Raw genomic sequence first — 14581 nt, forward strand, 5'->3', positions numbered from 1 at the left:
GACCGGATCGATGCCTTGATCCCGACACTCCCGCTCGCTGTGCTGATCGGCTCATGGATTTGACACGGATGTAGCGATGCAGCGTATTACGATTCTTGGCGCAACCGGATCCATCGGGGTCTCAACGCTTGACGTGGTGGCCCGCCACCCAGATCGCTACCAGGTCTACGCGCTTACTGCCCACAGCCGCGTCAAGGAGTTGGCGGAGCAATGCTTGCGTTTTCATCCCGAGGTCGCCGTCGTCGGTTCCGCGGACGCTGCCCAGGCGCTGTCGGCCATCCTGAAGGAAAAGGGCTGCAAGACGGAAGTCGCCCATGGCGAGACAGCGCTGTGCGATACGGCAAGCGCGGCGGAATGCGACGCGGTGATGGCTGCCATCGTCGGCGCGGCCGGCCTTCCGCCTACCTTGGCCGCGGCACGGGCCGGCAAGAAAATCCTGCTTGCCAACAAGGAAGCGCTCGTCATGTCCGGTCAACTCTTCATGGATGCCGTGAGCGCCAGCGGGGCGCCGCTCTTGCCCATCGACAGCGAACATAACGCGATCTTCCAATGCCTGCCGCACGGATACGGACGGGCGCCTGCGCACCACGGTGTTTCCAAGGTGCTGCTGACAGCCTCCGGCGGACCGTTCCTCAAGCGCGAGCTCGACACCCTCCATGACGTGACCCCCGAAGAGGCAGTTGCCCATCCGAACTGGGTCATGGGACGGAAGATATCGGTGGACTCCTCGACCATGATGAACAAGGGGCTGGAGGTGATCGAGGCGCATTGGCTGTTCGGCGCCTCCGCCGAGCAGATCGAGGTCGTGATCCATCCGCAAAGCGTGATCCATTCGATGGTGTCGTACGTGGACGGCTCGGTCCTGGCACAGCTCGGCAACCCCGACATGCGCACGCCGATCGCATACGGGCTGGCCTATCCCGAGCGGATCGCTTCCGGCGTGGGCGCGGTCGACCTCGTCAAGATCGCGCAGCTTTCCTTCTTTCAACCGGATTTCCAGCGCTTCCCCTGCCTCCGTCTTGCCTACGATGCCTTGTTGGCGGGCGGTACCGCCCCGGCTATACTGAATGCGGCTAACGAGGTTGCTGTCCAAGCATTCCTGGACGGAAGAATCGGATTCCGCGCGATCGACCAGCTGATCGCGCGCGTAATGGACGCGCTTCCCGGCACCGGAATCGCCTCGCTGGCGGAATTGCTGGACCAGGACAGGCTGGCAAGGGAGAAGGCACTCTCCTTCATTCAATGACCTTTACCGGGTAAATCATGACTCTGCTGCATACCGTCCTCGCATTCCTTGTGGCGCTTGCCCTGCTGGTGGTCGTGCATGAACTCGGGCACTACCTCGTCGCGCGCTGGTGCGGCGTAAAGGTCCTGCGCTTTTCGGTTGGCATGGGGAAAATCGTCTATTCCCGCCGCATCGGGCCGGACCAGACGGAGTGGGCGCTGTCGGCGCTCCCGCTCGGCGGCTACGTCAAGATGCTCGATGCCCGCGAGCAGGACGTGAGCAAGCTGCCGCCGGAAGACCTGGCGCGGGAATTCACCCGTCAGTCGGTCTGGAAGCGCATCGCGATCGTCGCTGCCGGACCGCTGGCTAACTTCCTGCTCGCGATCGTCGTGTTCGTCGGGCTTTACAGCTATGGGATTCCGGAGCCGGCAACGCGCTTGCGGGCGGTCCCGGAAATGTCCGCCGCCCACCAGGCCGGGCTGAGGGGAGGGGAGCTCGTTACGTCGGTGAATGCAGAGCCGGTCGAGATCTGGTCGGACCTGCGCTGGAAGGTCATGCACCTTGCCCTCGAAAAAACGCCGGCGGCGCTCGGCGTGCAACGCGCCGATGGGGGCAGTGCGACGGTAACTGTTCGCCTGGATGAATTGTCTCCGTCCGACCTCGAAGGGGATTTCCTGGCGAAGCTGGGCATCGACCTCGCCCGGCCCAAGGCGGCAATCGGCAAGGTCGTTCCCGACGGTCCTGCGAGTCAGGCGGGCTTGCGCGAAGGCGACGTCATCCACGAAGTCGACGGCCGGCCCATGCTCGACGGTCTTGCATTCGTCGAACTCATCCGCGCGTCGGCAGGCAAGACCCTGCGCGTCACCGGCGAGCGTGCCGGCGTTCCTTTCGATATCGCGGTCACGCCGGAGACCCACGTTCGCAATGAGCAAACCATCGGACGCATTCAGGCCGAAGTGCCCCTTGCGCCTGAAATGGTGACTGCGCGCGACTCTCTCCTGCCCGCCATTGGCAAGGCCGTCCGCAAGACCTGGGATACGAGCGTACTGACGCTCAAGATGCTTGGTAAAATGCTCATCGGCGAAGTTTCCTGGAAGAATATCACCGGGCCGATTACCATTGCCGATTACGCAGGGCAGACTGCGCGCATCGGGGTCATCAGCTACCTGACCTTCATTGCGTTCATCAGCATCAGCCTGGGTGTCATGAACCTGCTCCCCATACCGGTTTTAGATGGGGGGCTTTTACTGTATTATTCGCTGGAACTTTTGACCGGGCGGGCCATCCCCGAACGGATCGGAGAATTGGCCCAGCGAGCAGGAGTGGGCATCTTGATGATGTTGATGGCGGTCGCCGTATTCAACGACATCATCAGGCTCATGTCCTGAGTCCCTGCCAAGCTTGCGCGTCATCACGCGCCGGGCAGGGATATTGATAATAAAACACGATGAAATTACATTCCGAGCGTTTCCTCCAGCCCTTCTTCCCCCGCCGTCTCATCGCTCTCGCCGCCTTTGCCCTGTGTACCGGTCATGCGCTGGCGGTTGAGCCGTTTACGATCAAGGATATCCGGGTCGAGGGCATCCAGCGCACCGAGGCGGGGACCGTATTCAGCTACCTGCCGGTTCGCGTGGGCGAAGTCTATAACGACGAAAAGGGCGCGGCGGCAATCAAGGCCTTGTACGCGACGGGCTTCTTCAAGGACGTGCGCCTGGAAGTCGAGGGCGATGTCCTGGTCGTATCGGTCGAAGAGCGGCCGGCGATTGCGGGCGTCGATTTCTCCGGCACGAAGGAATTCGACAAGGACCAACTCACCAAGGCGCTCAAGGACATCGGCCTGGGCGAATCGCGCATCTTCGACAAGGCACTGGTCGACCGCGCGGAACAGGAGCTCAAGCGCCAGTATCTCTCCCGGGGCCTGTACGGTGTCCAGATCACGACTACCGTCACGCCGGTGGAGCGCAATCGCGTCAACATCAGCTTTGCGGTGGACGAGGGCGAGGTTTCGCGCATCAAGCAAATCAATATCATCGGCAACAAGGCCTTCAGCGAGAAAGAGCTGCTCGGCCTGCTCAACCTGCGCACGCCCGGCTGGTTCACCTGGTATACCAAGGCCGACCAGTACTCGAAGCAGAAGCTGACCGGCGACATCGAGGCGCTGCGTTCTTTCTACCTGAACCGCGGCTATCTCGAAATGCAGGTCGAGTCCACCCAGGTCTCCATTACGCCCGACAAGCGCGACATCTACATCACCATCAACATCAATGAAGGCGACAAGTTCACCGTCGGCGACGTCAAGCTTGAAGGCGAAATGTTCGGCCGCGACGAAGAACTGCGCAGCCTGCTCGAACTGAAGACCGGGGATGTGTATTCGGGCGAGAAGCTGGCCGAAAGCGTCAAGAAGATTTCCGAGCGCATGGGCAACTTCGGCTATGCGTTCGCCAACGTCAACGCCAACCCCGAAATCAACCGGGACAAGAAAGAGGTCAGCTTCACCGTGCTGATCGACCCCGGCAAGCGCGTCTACGTCCGCCGCATCAGCATCGCCGGCAATACCAAGACGCGCGATGAAGTCATCCGCCGCGAGTTCCGGCAGTTCGAAAACTCGTGGTACGACGGCGAGAAAATCCGCCTGTCGCGCGACCGCGTCGATCGCCTCGGTTACTTCAAGGAAGTGAATATCGAAACCCCGGAGGTCCCGGGCACCACCGACCAGGTCGACGTGAGCATGACCGTCGCCGAGAAACCGACCGGCAATATTCTGCTGGGGGCCGGCTTCTCGAGCAGCGAAAAGCTGATGCTGACGGGCTCGATCCAGCAGGCCAACGCATTCGGCAGCGGCAACACCCTCGGCATCGACGTCAATACCAGCCGCCGCAACCGGACGATCGCGCTGTCGCAGACGACGCCTTACTTCACGGATGACGGTGTCAGCCGCAGCTACGAAGTCTTCCTGCGTACGACCCGTCCGCCGGAAGTGAACACCGGCGATTACGTGGTCAAGACGACCGGCGCCAACATCAAGTTCGGCGTTCCCTTCTCGGAAGTCGACACCGTCTTCTTCGGCCTCGGTATCGAACGGACGGAGGTCCAGACCTATACCGGCGTGCCGGGCTTCAATGACAGCCCCGAGCTGTACAAGCGCTATGTCGCCGACTTCGGCAATGGCACGGATGCGACGACGACCAGCTTCCCGCTGACTGCCGCATGGCAACGCGACAGCCGCGACAGCGCCCTCGTGCCTACCGTCGGCCGCTACCAGCGCGTCAATCTTGAAATGGCTCCGGCAGGCAGTCTGAAGTACTACCGTGCGATGTACCAGCACCAGTGGTTCCGCCCGTTGTTCCGTGCGGTAACTCTCGCCCTGAACGGCGAGATCGATTACGGCCGCGGCCTCGGGGGACGCCCGTACCCGATCTTCAAGAACTTCTATGCAGGCGGTATCGGCTCGGTGCGTGGTTACGAGGGTTCCTCGCTCGGCCCGCGCGCCCTGAACGACGACCCGCTGGGCGGCGCATCGCGTATCATCGCCAATGCCGAACTGCAGTTCCCGTTCCCGGGTTCGGGCAATGACAGGACCTTGCGCTGGTTCACGTTCTTCGATGCCGGCAACGTATTCGCCGAAGGCGAGCGGATGAGAGTGTCCGAGCTGCGTTATGCCGTTGGCGCAGGTATCAGCTGGGTATCGCCTATCGGCCCCTTGAAGCTCAGCTACGGCGTGCCGGTGAACTCGAAACCGGGCGACCGCAAGCAGAACTTCCAGTTCCAGCTCGGCACCGGCTTCTGACCGGTCAATGGCACAATGGCATAATGGTAATTTGATCCGCGGAGAATAATCTTGAAGTCTCTCACTACAATGACGCCGCTCAAATGCTTCGTCCTGATCGCGAGCTTCCTGTTGCCGCTGGCAAGCGCACAGGCACAGGAAACATCGAAAGTCGGCTTTGTGAGCACCGAACGAATCTTTCGCGAAGCAGCACCCGCAAAGGCCGCGCAGGCAAAGATCGAACAGGAGTTTTCGAAGCGCGACAAGGAATTGCAGGAAATGGCAAGCCGCCTGAAGTCGATGTCGGACAAGCTCGACAAGGACGCGGCGGTGTTGTCCGAGACGGACCGTATCAGGCGCCAGCGCGAACTGGCCGACCTCGACAAGGACTTCCAGCGCAAGCAGCGCGAATTCCGTGAAGATCTCAATCAGCGCCGCAACGAAGAACTGGCGATCGTCCTGGAGCGTACGAACAAGGTGATCAAGCAAATCGCCGAAGCCGAAAAGTACGACATCGTCTTCCAGGAAGCCGTCTACGCCAGTCCGCGCATCGACATCACGGATAAAGTGCTCAAGGCGCTCAACAAGTAAATTTTCAAAGGGCCGTTATGAGCACTCGGCTGGGTAAATTGGTCGAACGCTTGGGAGGCCAGCTGACTGGCGATGCGGAGATCGAGATCTCCGGCATCGCTCCCCTCGACGCAGCGGATGCGTCGCACATCACCTTCCTCTCCAATCCGAAACTGCGGTCGCAAGCTGCCCAGACCAAGGCAGCGGCGCTGATCCTTTCGCCTGCGGACCTGCCGGCCGTCAGCGCAAGCTACAAGGGTGCCACCGTCGTCACCGACAACCCGTATGCTTACTTCGCCCGGGCGGCGCAGTATTTCGCCGCCTTGCAGGAGATTGCGCCGGCGCCGGGCATCGATCCGAGCGCGAGCGTGCACCCGGACGCGAAGGTCGCGGCGGGCGCAAGCATCGGCCCTCACGTCACGATCGAAGCCGGAGCGGTGATCGCCGACGGCGCGATCGTCGATGCCGGCTGCTTTGTCGGCCGCAATGCGAAGATCGGGGAGGGCACGCATTTCTTTGCGAATGTGTCCTTCCACGCAGGATGCGAAATCGGCAGCCGCGGCATCATTCATTCCGGTGCGGTGATCGGCGCGGACGGGTTCGGCTTTGCCCGCGAGAAGGGGGCCTACATCAAGATTCCGCAGACCGGCCGGGTCGTCATCGGAGATGACGTCGAAATCGGCGCGAACACGACGATCGACCGCGGTGCACTCGCCGATACGATCATCGAGGACGGCGTCAAGCTCGACAACCAGATCCAGATCGGCCACAACTGCCACATCGGTGCACACACGGCAATGGCCGGCTGCGTCGGCGTTGCCGGCAGCGCGAAGATCGGCAAGTATTGCACCTTCGGCGGCGCGGCAATGGTGCTGGGCCACCTCACCATTGTCGACAACGTCCATATTTCGTCGGGCAGCATGGTGTCGCGTTCCATCCTCGAACCGGGACAGTACACCGGTTTTTATCCCCTGGCCAAGAATGCCGAATGGGAAAAATCCGCTGCCATCGTGCGCAATTTGGGAACAATGCGTGAGAAAATCCGCGAGCTCGAAAAAACCATCAAGTCGCTTACTGAAAAAAAGTAATGAAAACCCTCGATATCAATCAGATCAAAGAATATCTCCCGCATCGCTATCCGCTGCTGCTGGTCGACCGTGTGCTGGAGTGGGAATCCGGCAAGACGATCACCGCCATCAAGAATGTCACGGTTAACGAAGAATTCTTCAACGGGCATTTCCCGCACAAGCCGGTGATGCCTGGCGTGTTGATGATCGAGGCGCTCGCACAGACGGCGGCGTTGCTGTCGTTCTTGACCATGGGACAGAAACCCGATGAAAACAGCGTGGTCTACTTCGTCGGTATCGACGGCGCGCGTTTCAAGCGCCCGGTCGAGCCGGGAGACCAGCTCAGGATGCAGGTCGAAATCCTGCGCCAGTCGCGCGGCATTTGGAAATACAAGGCGCAGGCGACCGTCGACGGCCAGGTGGCGGTCGAAGCGGAACTGATGTGCACCATGCGCAGCGCGGCAGACGCCAGCCAGCCAGCGGGGCAGTAATGACAGTTATCCATCCCACCGCGATTGTCGATTCCAACGCGGAACTCGATGATTCGGTCGAAGTAGGCGCGTATTCGATCATCGGGCCGAACGTCAGGATCGGCGCGCGCACGAAGATCGGGCCGCACGTCGTCATCGATGGACATACCACCATCGGCTGCGACAATCGCTTCCTGCAGTTTTCCTCGATCGGCGGCCCGCCTCAGGACAAGAAATATGCGGGCGAGCCGACGCGGCTGGAAATCGGCGACCGGAACATGGTGCGCGAGTTCTGCACGTTCAACCTGGGCACTGCCCAGGATGAAGGCGTCACCCGCCTTGGCAATGACAACTGGGTCATGGCCTACGTGCACCTTGCACATGACGTCCAGGTCGGCAACAACACCATCTTTGCGAATAACGCCGCGCTGGCGGGGCATGTCCACGTCGGCGACTGGGTGATCCTGGGCGGATTCTCGAATGTCCACCAGTTCTGCAAGATCGGCGCGCACGCGATGCTCGGGATGAGCACCAGCCTCACCCAGGACGTGCCGCCGTTCGTCATGCTCAACGGAAATCCCGCTGCCGCGCACGGCATCAATGTCGAGGGTCTGAAGCGTCGCGGTTTTTCGCGCGAGCAGATCGGCGACATCCGCAATGCCTACAAGCTGATCTACAAGTCCGGCCTCACGCTCGAAGAAGCCAAGGCGGCGCTGGCCAAGGCCGAGGCCGACGCTCCGGATTCGGCCATCTACATCCGCATGATGCGCGATTTTCTCGACGCGACCACCCGTGGCATCGTCCGCTGAGCTTTCCATTGCCATGGTCGCCGGCGAGAGCTCGGGCGACCTGCTGGCAAGCCGCCTGCTGTCGGGCCTGCGTCCGCAGCTCCCCGAGGCACGCATCCACGGGATCGGCGGGCAGAAGATGGCAGCCTACGGCTTCCAGAGCCATTGGCCGATGGAGAAGCTGTCGGTGCGCGGCCTGTTCGAGGTCCTCGCGCACTACCGCGAAATCAAGGGCATACAAAACACCCTGCGCGACATGCTGCTGGCCGACAGGCCGGCCGCCTTCATCGGGGTGGATGCGCCCGACTTCAATTTCGGCCTCGAGGCGCCGCTGAAGCAGGCCGGCATCCCGACCATGCATTTCATCAGCCCATCGATCTGGGCGTGGCGCGGCGGGCGTATCAAGAAGATTGCCCGCGCCGTCTCGCACATGCTGGTCGTGTTCCCGTTCGAGGAAGAGATCTATCGCAAGGCGGGCATCCCTGTCTCCTATGTCGGCTATCCGCTTGCCGAGGTCATCCCGATGGTACCGGACACTGCGGCTGCCCGCGCGGCACTCGGCTTGCCGGCGGACGGCAAGATCGTGGCCATCCTCCCCGGCAGCCGCATGTCGGAGCTGAAGTACAACACCGTGGCCTTCATCGAGGCAGCGAAGCGGCTGGTCAGCCGTGATCCGTCCATCCGCATCGTAGTGCCGATGGCGGGCGAAAGGCAGCGCGCCTACTTCACCGAACTCGTGAGCAACGCAGGGCTGCAGGAGGTTCCGCTGGAATTGCTCTCCGGCCGCTCGCACGAGGCGATCGCCGCCGCCGATGCTGTGCTTGTCGCCTCCGGCACGGCGACGCTGGAGGTGGCCTTGTTCAAGAAGCCGATGGTGATTGCGTACAAGATGATGCGCGCGTCGTGGGAGATCCTGCGGCACATGGGGTACCAGCCCTGGGTCGGCCTGCCGAATATCCTCGCGCGGGATTTCGTGGTGCCCGAGTTGCTCCAGGATGCCGCGACGCCCGAGGCGCTGGCCGGTGCGCTCTGGACGCAATTGACCGACGAACCCCTGCGCGCACGCCTGCACCAGCGTTTCACCGAGATGCACCACAGCCTGCTGCGCGACACCGCGCGCGAAAGCGCCCAGGCAGTCATGCAGCTGATCGGCAGGAGCGCGGCATGAGCCATGAAAGCCTTGCGCTGTTCTCGCATGACGACGAGCTGATCTGCGGTGTCGACGAAGCGGGCCGCGGCCCGCTCGCCGGAGCGGTGTTTGCGGCGGCGGTCATCCTCGATCCAGCCCGGCCAATCGATGGGCTGCGCGACTCGAAAAAGCTGACCGAGGCACGGCGCAACGAACTCGCGGAACAGATCAAGGAGCGGTCGCTGGCGTGGTCGATCGCTTTCTGTTCGGAGACGGAAATCGATACGCTTAACATCCTGCAAGCGTCCATGCTGGCGATGCGCCGGGCGGTCGAGGGATTGAACCCTGCGCCGACACTGGCGCTGATCGACGGCAACCGGTGCCCGGTCATGCGGGTGCGGTCGGAAGCCATCGTGAAAGGGGATGACACGGTCGCATCCATCTCGGCCGCTTCCATCCTGGCGAAGACCGCGCGCGACGCGGCGCTGATGAAGCTGCATGAGCAGTTCCCGCATTACGCCTTCGACCAGCACAAGGGCTATCCGACCCCATTGCACCTCGAACGGCTGCAACTGCACGGCGTCTCGCCGGTGCATCGCAAATCGTATGCGCCGGTACGCGCGCTCCTGGAGGGCGCCGGCATGCAGGTGATCAAGTGAAGGCAATTACCTCGCGCGACAATCCTTTCTACAAGGAGCTGAAGCAGCTGGCGACCAGTTCACAGGCGCGGCGCAAGGCCGGGCGGTCTTTGCTGGACGGCGTGCACCTCTGCCAGGCCTATCTGGAGCAGGTCGGAAGGCCGGCGTTCTGTGTCGTGAGCGAAGGCTCGGATGCACATGCCGAAGTCCGGCAGATCGCGCATTCGTGCGACGCGGCGCGGGTGCCGTGCATTTCCCTGCCCGAGTCGCTGTACCAGGCGATCAGCCAGGTGGAGCACGGCGTCGGCCTGCTGTTTGTCGTGGATACGCCGGATGCAGCTCCGCCGGCGGTCCTGACGGAGTCGGCCGTTCTCCTCGACGGCCTGCAGGACCCAGGCAACCTCGGCTCCATCCTGCGCTCGGCAGCCGCAGCCGGGATCCGGCAAGTGGTGTGCAGCAAGGGAACCGTGTTCTCCTGGTCGCCGAAGGTGTTGAGGGCTGGGATGGGGGCGCATTTCGCGCTGCAGATCGCGGAAAATGCCGATCTTGCAAGCCTGATCCGGACGTCCCGGATTCCTGTCCTTGCGACCAGTTCACATGCCAGCCGGCGGATCTACGATATCGATCTCGCGAAGCCGGTTGCCTGGTTGTTCGGTCATGAAGGGCAGGGCGTCTCGGAGGAACTGCTCTCGCTGGCATCGGAGCGCGTATCCATCCCCCACCTGGGGCCGATGGAGTCCCTCAATGTGGCGGCGAGTGCCGCCGTATGCCTGTTCGAACAGGTCAGGCAGCGCACGAGTTAGCAACACTTCAGGGGTGTTTCAGGCCCCCTTGTCCTGCAAACAGGCGGGATTGCACTCCTGGTAGACCAGGCCGGGTTCAAGGCAGCGTTCGTCGGCTTCCAGGCGCATGCCGGAATCGGGAGGGCAAACGCGGTCGAACTGATACGTCCGGCCGTGGATGACCGCGTAGCGGAAAATCTCTGTATCGCGGTAAGTGCCGATCAATTCCTCGACGCGTTCCGGGCGATCGAACGGTAACGGCCCGTTCGGCGCCAACATGTTCCTGCCGTTGGGAACCAAGCCCATGGATTCGATATCCGATTCGACATGGCCCAGGCCTTCCTTCAGCGCCCAGAAGAAAAACAGCAAGCCGGCCCAGCAAACGAGCTCTAGCAGCACGAGATCCATAACGACTCCTCCATCGTCTACTCTCTTTATAATCGATTCGCAAGACGAATGTAAGTTTCGTGTAAGGATTTGAATTTTTCCCGTTTGTCCTGTTTTGTTGGCAATCAAACAAAAAGCGCGGCACCGGGGTCACCGCTGCCGCGCCGGGGCGTGCCGGGAAGGGGTTTTCAGTAAGCCCGTTTGTCCGACTTGATCTCTTGCAGGATCATGGTTGCGATTTCTTCGATGGATTTCGCCGTCGACGACATCCAGCGGATACCCTCGCGCCGCATCATCTTCTCCGCCTCGTTGATCTCATAGCGGCAATTTTCCAGGCTCGCGTATTTGCTGCCGGGGCGGCGTTCGTTGCGCACTTCGGAGAGCCGGTCGGGGGCGATCGACAGTCCGAACAGCTTTTTCCGGAATGCGGTCAGCCCGCTTGGCAGTCTTCCGCGCTCGAAATCTTCGGGGATCAGCGGGTAATTCGCCGCCTTGATACCGTATTGCATGGCCAGATACAGGCTGGTCGGCGTTTTGCCGGATCGCGACACACCCACGAGAATCACATCCGCCGCGGCCAGGTTCTGGTCGGACTGGCCGTCATCGTGGGCCAGCGAAAAGTTGATCGCTTCAATCCGGTTCCGGTAATCCTCGGAGTCGGCAATGTTGTGGCTGCGGCCGATGGTATGGGTCGACTTCACACCGAGTTCCTGCTCCAGCGGCTCGACGAAGGTCTGGATGAGGTCCATGTGCATGCCCTTGGACTGGCGCACCACGGAGGAAAGTTCGGCCTTGACCAGAGTGGAAAACACGATCGGGCGTTTGCCGTCGTGCTCGCAGGCGTCGTTGATTTCTCGAACCGCTTCATACGCCTTGTCCAGCGTGTCGATGAAAGGCAGGCGGACCTGCTTGAAACGGAGTTCGAACTGGGTGAGCACAGAATGCCCGAAAGTTTCCGCGGTGATCCCGGTACCATCGGAAACGAAAAATACCGTGCGGTCGGCCGGCGGCAAGAGGTGGGCAGGCAAGTCTGGCATAATGTTGACTAACTATAAATCGTGAAAAGTTGTATCGGCAAGTTGCGGTCGCACACTGTAGAATGGCGAGCAATTTATGACACAACGCGCCCCTGAAGAATAACAAAAAGAACGTGGCAGCGAAGGCACATATGCAGATTTCCCATCATCAAAATAGGTGTAGTTATGTCCAACGCAGTACCGACCGGGGCGACCCAGGGGGCTACGTACGTAGCATCTTTTGAAAACCTGAGAATGACGGACGTCGAGTCCGTCGGCGGCAAGAATGCGTCGCTCGGCGAGATGATCAGCCAGCTGGCTGGCGCCGGCGTGCGTGTTCCCGGGGGCTTTGCCACCACCGCTCAGGCATTCCGCGATTTCCTTTCCCATACCGCTGCGGGTGGTGCTTCGCTCGCTCAGCGCATCGCCGACCGCCTGGCGACGCTGAACGTCGATGACGTCCGCGCACTGGCGCAGGCCGGCGCCGAGATCCGTCAGTGGATCATCGACACACCGTTCCAGCCGCGGCTGGAACAGGAAATCCGCGAGTTTTACCAGCGCCTCGTGGCCGATTCCGCGGCCGAGGTGTCGTTCGCCGTCCGCTCGTCGGCCACTGCCGAAGACTTGCCCGATGCGTCCTTTGCCGGTCAGCAGGAAACCTTCCTGAACGTGGTCGGCATCGACAACGTGCTCGAAGCGATCAAGCACGTGTTCGCGTCGCTCTATAACGACCGCGCGATTTCCTACCGCGTCCACAAAGGGTTCACGCACGCGGAAGTGGCGCTGTCGGCGGGAGTGCAGCGCATGGTGCGCTCGGATGTCGGCGCTGCCGGCGTGATGTTTACCATCGATACGGAATCCGGCTTCAAGGATGTGGTTTTCGTCACGTCCAGCTATGGCCTCGGCGAAACCGTGGTGCAGGGCGCGGTCAACCCGGACGAGTTCTATGTCCACAAGCCGATGCTCGAGCAGGGCAAGATGCCGATCATCCGCCGCAACATCGGCTCCAAGCTGATCAAGATGGAGTTCACCGGCGAAGCCAAGGCCGGCCGTTCCGTGAAGACGGTCGATGTGCCGATCGAACTGCGCAACCGCTATTCCCTGAATGACCAGGAAATCGTCGAACTGGCGAAGTACGCGGTCATCATCGAGAAGCACTATGGCCGCCCGATGGACATCGAATGGGGCAAGGATGGCCGCGACGGCAAGCTGTACATCCTGCAGGCCCGTCCGGAGACCGTGAAGTCCCAGCAGAAATCCACCGATGCCCAGCAGCGCTTCAAGCTCAAGGGCAGCGGCACCGTCCTCGCATCCGGCCGCGCGATCGGGCAGAAGATCGGCGCCGGCCCGGTCCGCGTAATCCATGATCCGTCCGAAATGGAGCGCGTGCAGCCGGGCGACGTGCTGGTGGCCGACATGACCGATCCCAACTGGGAACCGGTGATGAAGCGCGCCTCCGCGATCGTGACCAACCGCGGCGGACGCACCTGCCACGCGGCGATCATCGCGCGCGAACTCGGTGTGCCGGCAGTCGTGGGCTGCGGCAATGCGACCGACATGCTCAAGGATGGCACGCTGGTGACGGTTTCCTGCGCCGAAGGCGATGAAGGCAAGATCTACGACGGCCTGCTGGAGACCGAAGTGACCGAAGTGTCGCGCGGCGAACTGCCGGAACTGCCCTTGAAGATCATGATGAACGTCGGCAATCCGCAATTGGCCTTCGATTTTCAGTCGATTCCGAACGGCGGTGTCGGACTGGCGCGTCTGGAGTTCATCATCAACAACAACATCGGCGTGCATCCGAAGGCGATACTGGAATATCCGGGCGTCGAATCCGACCTGAAGAAGGCGGTCGAGTCGGTCGCGCGCGGCCATGCATCGCCGCGCGCCTTCTACGTCGACAAGCTGGCGGAGGGCATCGCAACCATCGCCGCCGCGTTCTGGCCGAAGCCGGTCATCGTCCGCCTGTCCGACTTCAAGTCGAACGAGTACAAGAAGCTGATCGGCGGCTCGCGCTACGAGCCGGACGAGGAAAACCCGATGCTCGGCTTCCGCGGCGCGGCGCGTTATCTTGCTGCCGACTTCGCCGAAGCGTTCGAGATGGAATGCCAGGCCATGAAGCGCGTGCGCAACGACATGGGCCTGACCAACGTCGAGATCATGGTGCCTTTCGTCCGTACGCTGGGCCAGGCCGAGAAGGTAGTCAACCTGCTCGCGAAGAACGGCCTGAAGCGCGGCGAGAACGGCCTGCGCCTGATCATGATGTGCGAAGTGCCGTCCAACGCGATCCTTGCCGAGCAGTTCCTGCAGTACTTCGATGGCTTCTCGATCGGTTCCAACGACCTGACGCAGCTCACGCTCGGCCTGGACCGCGACTCCGGCATGGAATTGCTGGCGGCGGATTTCGACGAGCGTGACGAGGCGGTTCGCGCATTACTGTCCAAGGCTATCGCAGCCTGCCGTGCCCAGGGCAAGTACATCGGCATCTGCGGCCAGGGGCCGTCCGACCATCCGGACTTTGCAGAGTGGCTCATGAAGGAGGGTATTGCCTCGATTTCGCTGAACCCGGACACGGTAATCGATACCTGGCAGAAGCTCGCTTCGGCAACGTAAAGGCCTCGCTTGCATCGGAAACCTGTTTCAGATTGAAAAAGCTGTTGTAAGTCGGCAAAAAGCTGAGCTGAAACATTTGAAGCACCGGGGTTTTCGATTAGACTTGAGCCAACTTGTCGCCGAACAATAA

13 protein-coding genes are annotated in these 14581 nt (G+C 61.6%); 11 read left to right on the forward strand and 2 right to left on the reverse strand.

What is annotated here, in order from left to right; translation table 11 throughout:
* Positions 1-76: 76 nt before the first annotated feature.
* From ispC to VFF99_RS14970, 10 genes are all read left to right on the forward strand, one after another.
* On the forward strand, positions 77-1246 hold the full coding sequence (gene ispC, locus VFF99_RS14925; RefSeq protein ID WP_325019224.1) for a 1-deoxy-D-xylulose-5-phosphate reductoisomerase: 1170 nt from the start codon (positions 77-79) through the stop codon (positions 1244-1246).
* A 17-nt stretch (positions 1247-1263) separates the two neighbouring features.
* The gene (gene rseP / locus VFF99_RS14930; protein ID WP_325019226.1) at positions 1264-2613 is read left to right on the forward strand and encodes an RIP metalloprotease RseP; all 1350 of its coding nucleotides are present in this window, start codon (positions 1264-1266) and stop codon (positions 2611-2613) included.
* Between the two features lie 59 nt (positions 2614-2672).
* The gene (gene bamA / locus VFF99_RS14935; protein WP_325019228.1) at positions 2673-5012 is read left to right on the forward strand and encodes an outer membrane protein assembly factor BamA; all 2340 of its coding nucleotides are present in this window, start codon (positions 2673-2675) and stop codon (positions 5010-5012) included.
* 69 nt (positions 5013-5081) lie between these two features.
* Entirely contained in the window at positions 5082-5582 is a 501-nt protein-coding gene (locus VFF99_RS14940; protein WP_325019363.1) for an OmpH family outer membrane protein, read from the forward strand.
* Positions 5583-5599: 17 nt separating this feature from the next.
* On the forward strand, positions 5600-6649 hold the full coding sequence (gene lpxD / locus VFF99_RS14945; RefSeq protein ID WP_325019230.1) for a UDP-3-O-(3-hydroxymyristoyl)glucosamine N-acyltransferase: 1050 nt from the start codon (positions 5600-5602) through the stop codon (positions 6647-6649).
* Positions 6649-7119 carry a 3-hydroxyacyl-ACP dehydratase FabZ gene (fabZ, locus tag VFF99_RS14950; RefSeq protein ID WP_088709003.1) on the forward strand — a complete coding sequence of 157 codons (471 nt, stop codon included), beginning with the start codon at positions 6649-6651 and terminating at the stop codon, positions 7117-7119. Before lpxD ends, fabZ begins: the two co-directional genes overlap by 1 nt.
* The gene (lpxA, locus tag VFF99_RS14955) at positions 7119-7907 is read left to right on the forward strand and encodes an acyl-ACP--UDP-N-acetylglucosamine O-acyltransferase (RefSeq protein WP_325019232.1); all 789 of its coding nucleotides are present in this window, start codon (positions 7119-7121) and stop codon (positions 7905-7907) included. The genes fabZ and lpxA overlap by 1 nt, the downstream gene beginning before the upstream one ends.
* Before the next feature lie 13 nt (positions 7908-7920).
* On the forward strand, positions 7921-9054 hold the full coding sequence (gene lpxB / locus VFF99_RS14960) for a lipid-A-disaccharide synthase (RefSeq protein WP_325019365.1): 1134 nt from the start codon (positions 7921-7923) through the stop codon (positions 9052-9054).
* Positions 9051-9674 (forward strand): ribonuclease HII, encoded by a 624-nt coding sequence (gene rnhB / locus VFF99_RS14965; RefSeq protein ID WP_325019235.1) that lies wholly within the window; start codon positions 9051-9053, stop codon positions 9672-9674. The genes lpxB and rnhB overlap by 4 nt, the downstream gene beginning before the upstream one ends.
* Positions 9671-10456, forward strand: a complete 786-nt coding sequence (locus tag VFF99_RS14970; RefSeq protein ID WP_325019237.1) for an RNA methyltransferase — start codon at positions 9671-9673, stop codon at positions 10454-10456. Before rnhB ends, VFF99_RS14970 begins: the two co-directional genes overlap by 4 nt.
* Positions 10457-10474: 18 nt before the next feature.
* Here VFF99_RS14970 and VFF99_RS14975 read toward each other — a convergent pair whose 3' ends face one another.
* Together VFF99_RS14975 and ppsR are read right to left on the reverse strand one after the other, a co-directional pair.
* Positions 10475-10843 carry a hypothetical protein gene (locus VFF99_RS14975; protein WP_325019238.1) on the reverse strand — a complete coding sequence of 123 codons (369 nt, stop codon included), beginning with the start codon at positions 10841-10843 and terminating at the stop codon, positions 10475-10477.
* Between the two features lie 167 nt (positions 10844-11010).
* Positions 11011-11859 (reverse strand): posphoenolpyruvate synthetase regulatory kinase/phosphorylase PpsR, encoded by an 849-nt coding sequence (gene ppsR / locus VFF99_RS14980; protein ID WP_325019240.1) that lies wholly within the window; start codon positions 11857-11859, stop codon positions 11011-11013.
* A 165-nt stretch (positions 11860-12024) separates the two neighbouring features.
* Between ppsR and ppsA the strand changes: the two genes are divergently transcribed.
* Positions 12025-14451: a phosphoenolpyruvate synthase gene (ppsA, locus tag VFF99_RS14985; RefSeq protein WP_325019242.1), complete on the forward strand. Its 2427-nt coding sequence runs from the start codon at positions 12025-12027 to the stop codon at positions 14449-14451.
* Positions 14452-14581: the final 130 nt, after the last annotated feature.

Source organism: Noviherbaspirillum sp., from assembly GCF_035654295.1.
Lineage (GTDB): Bacteria > Pseudomonadota > Gammaproteobacteria > Burkholderiales > Burkholderiaceae_D > Noviherbaspirillum.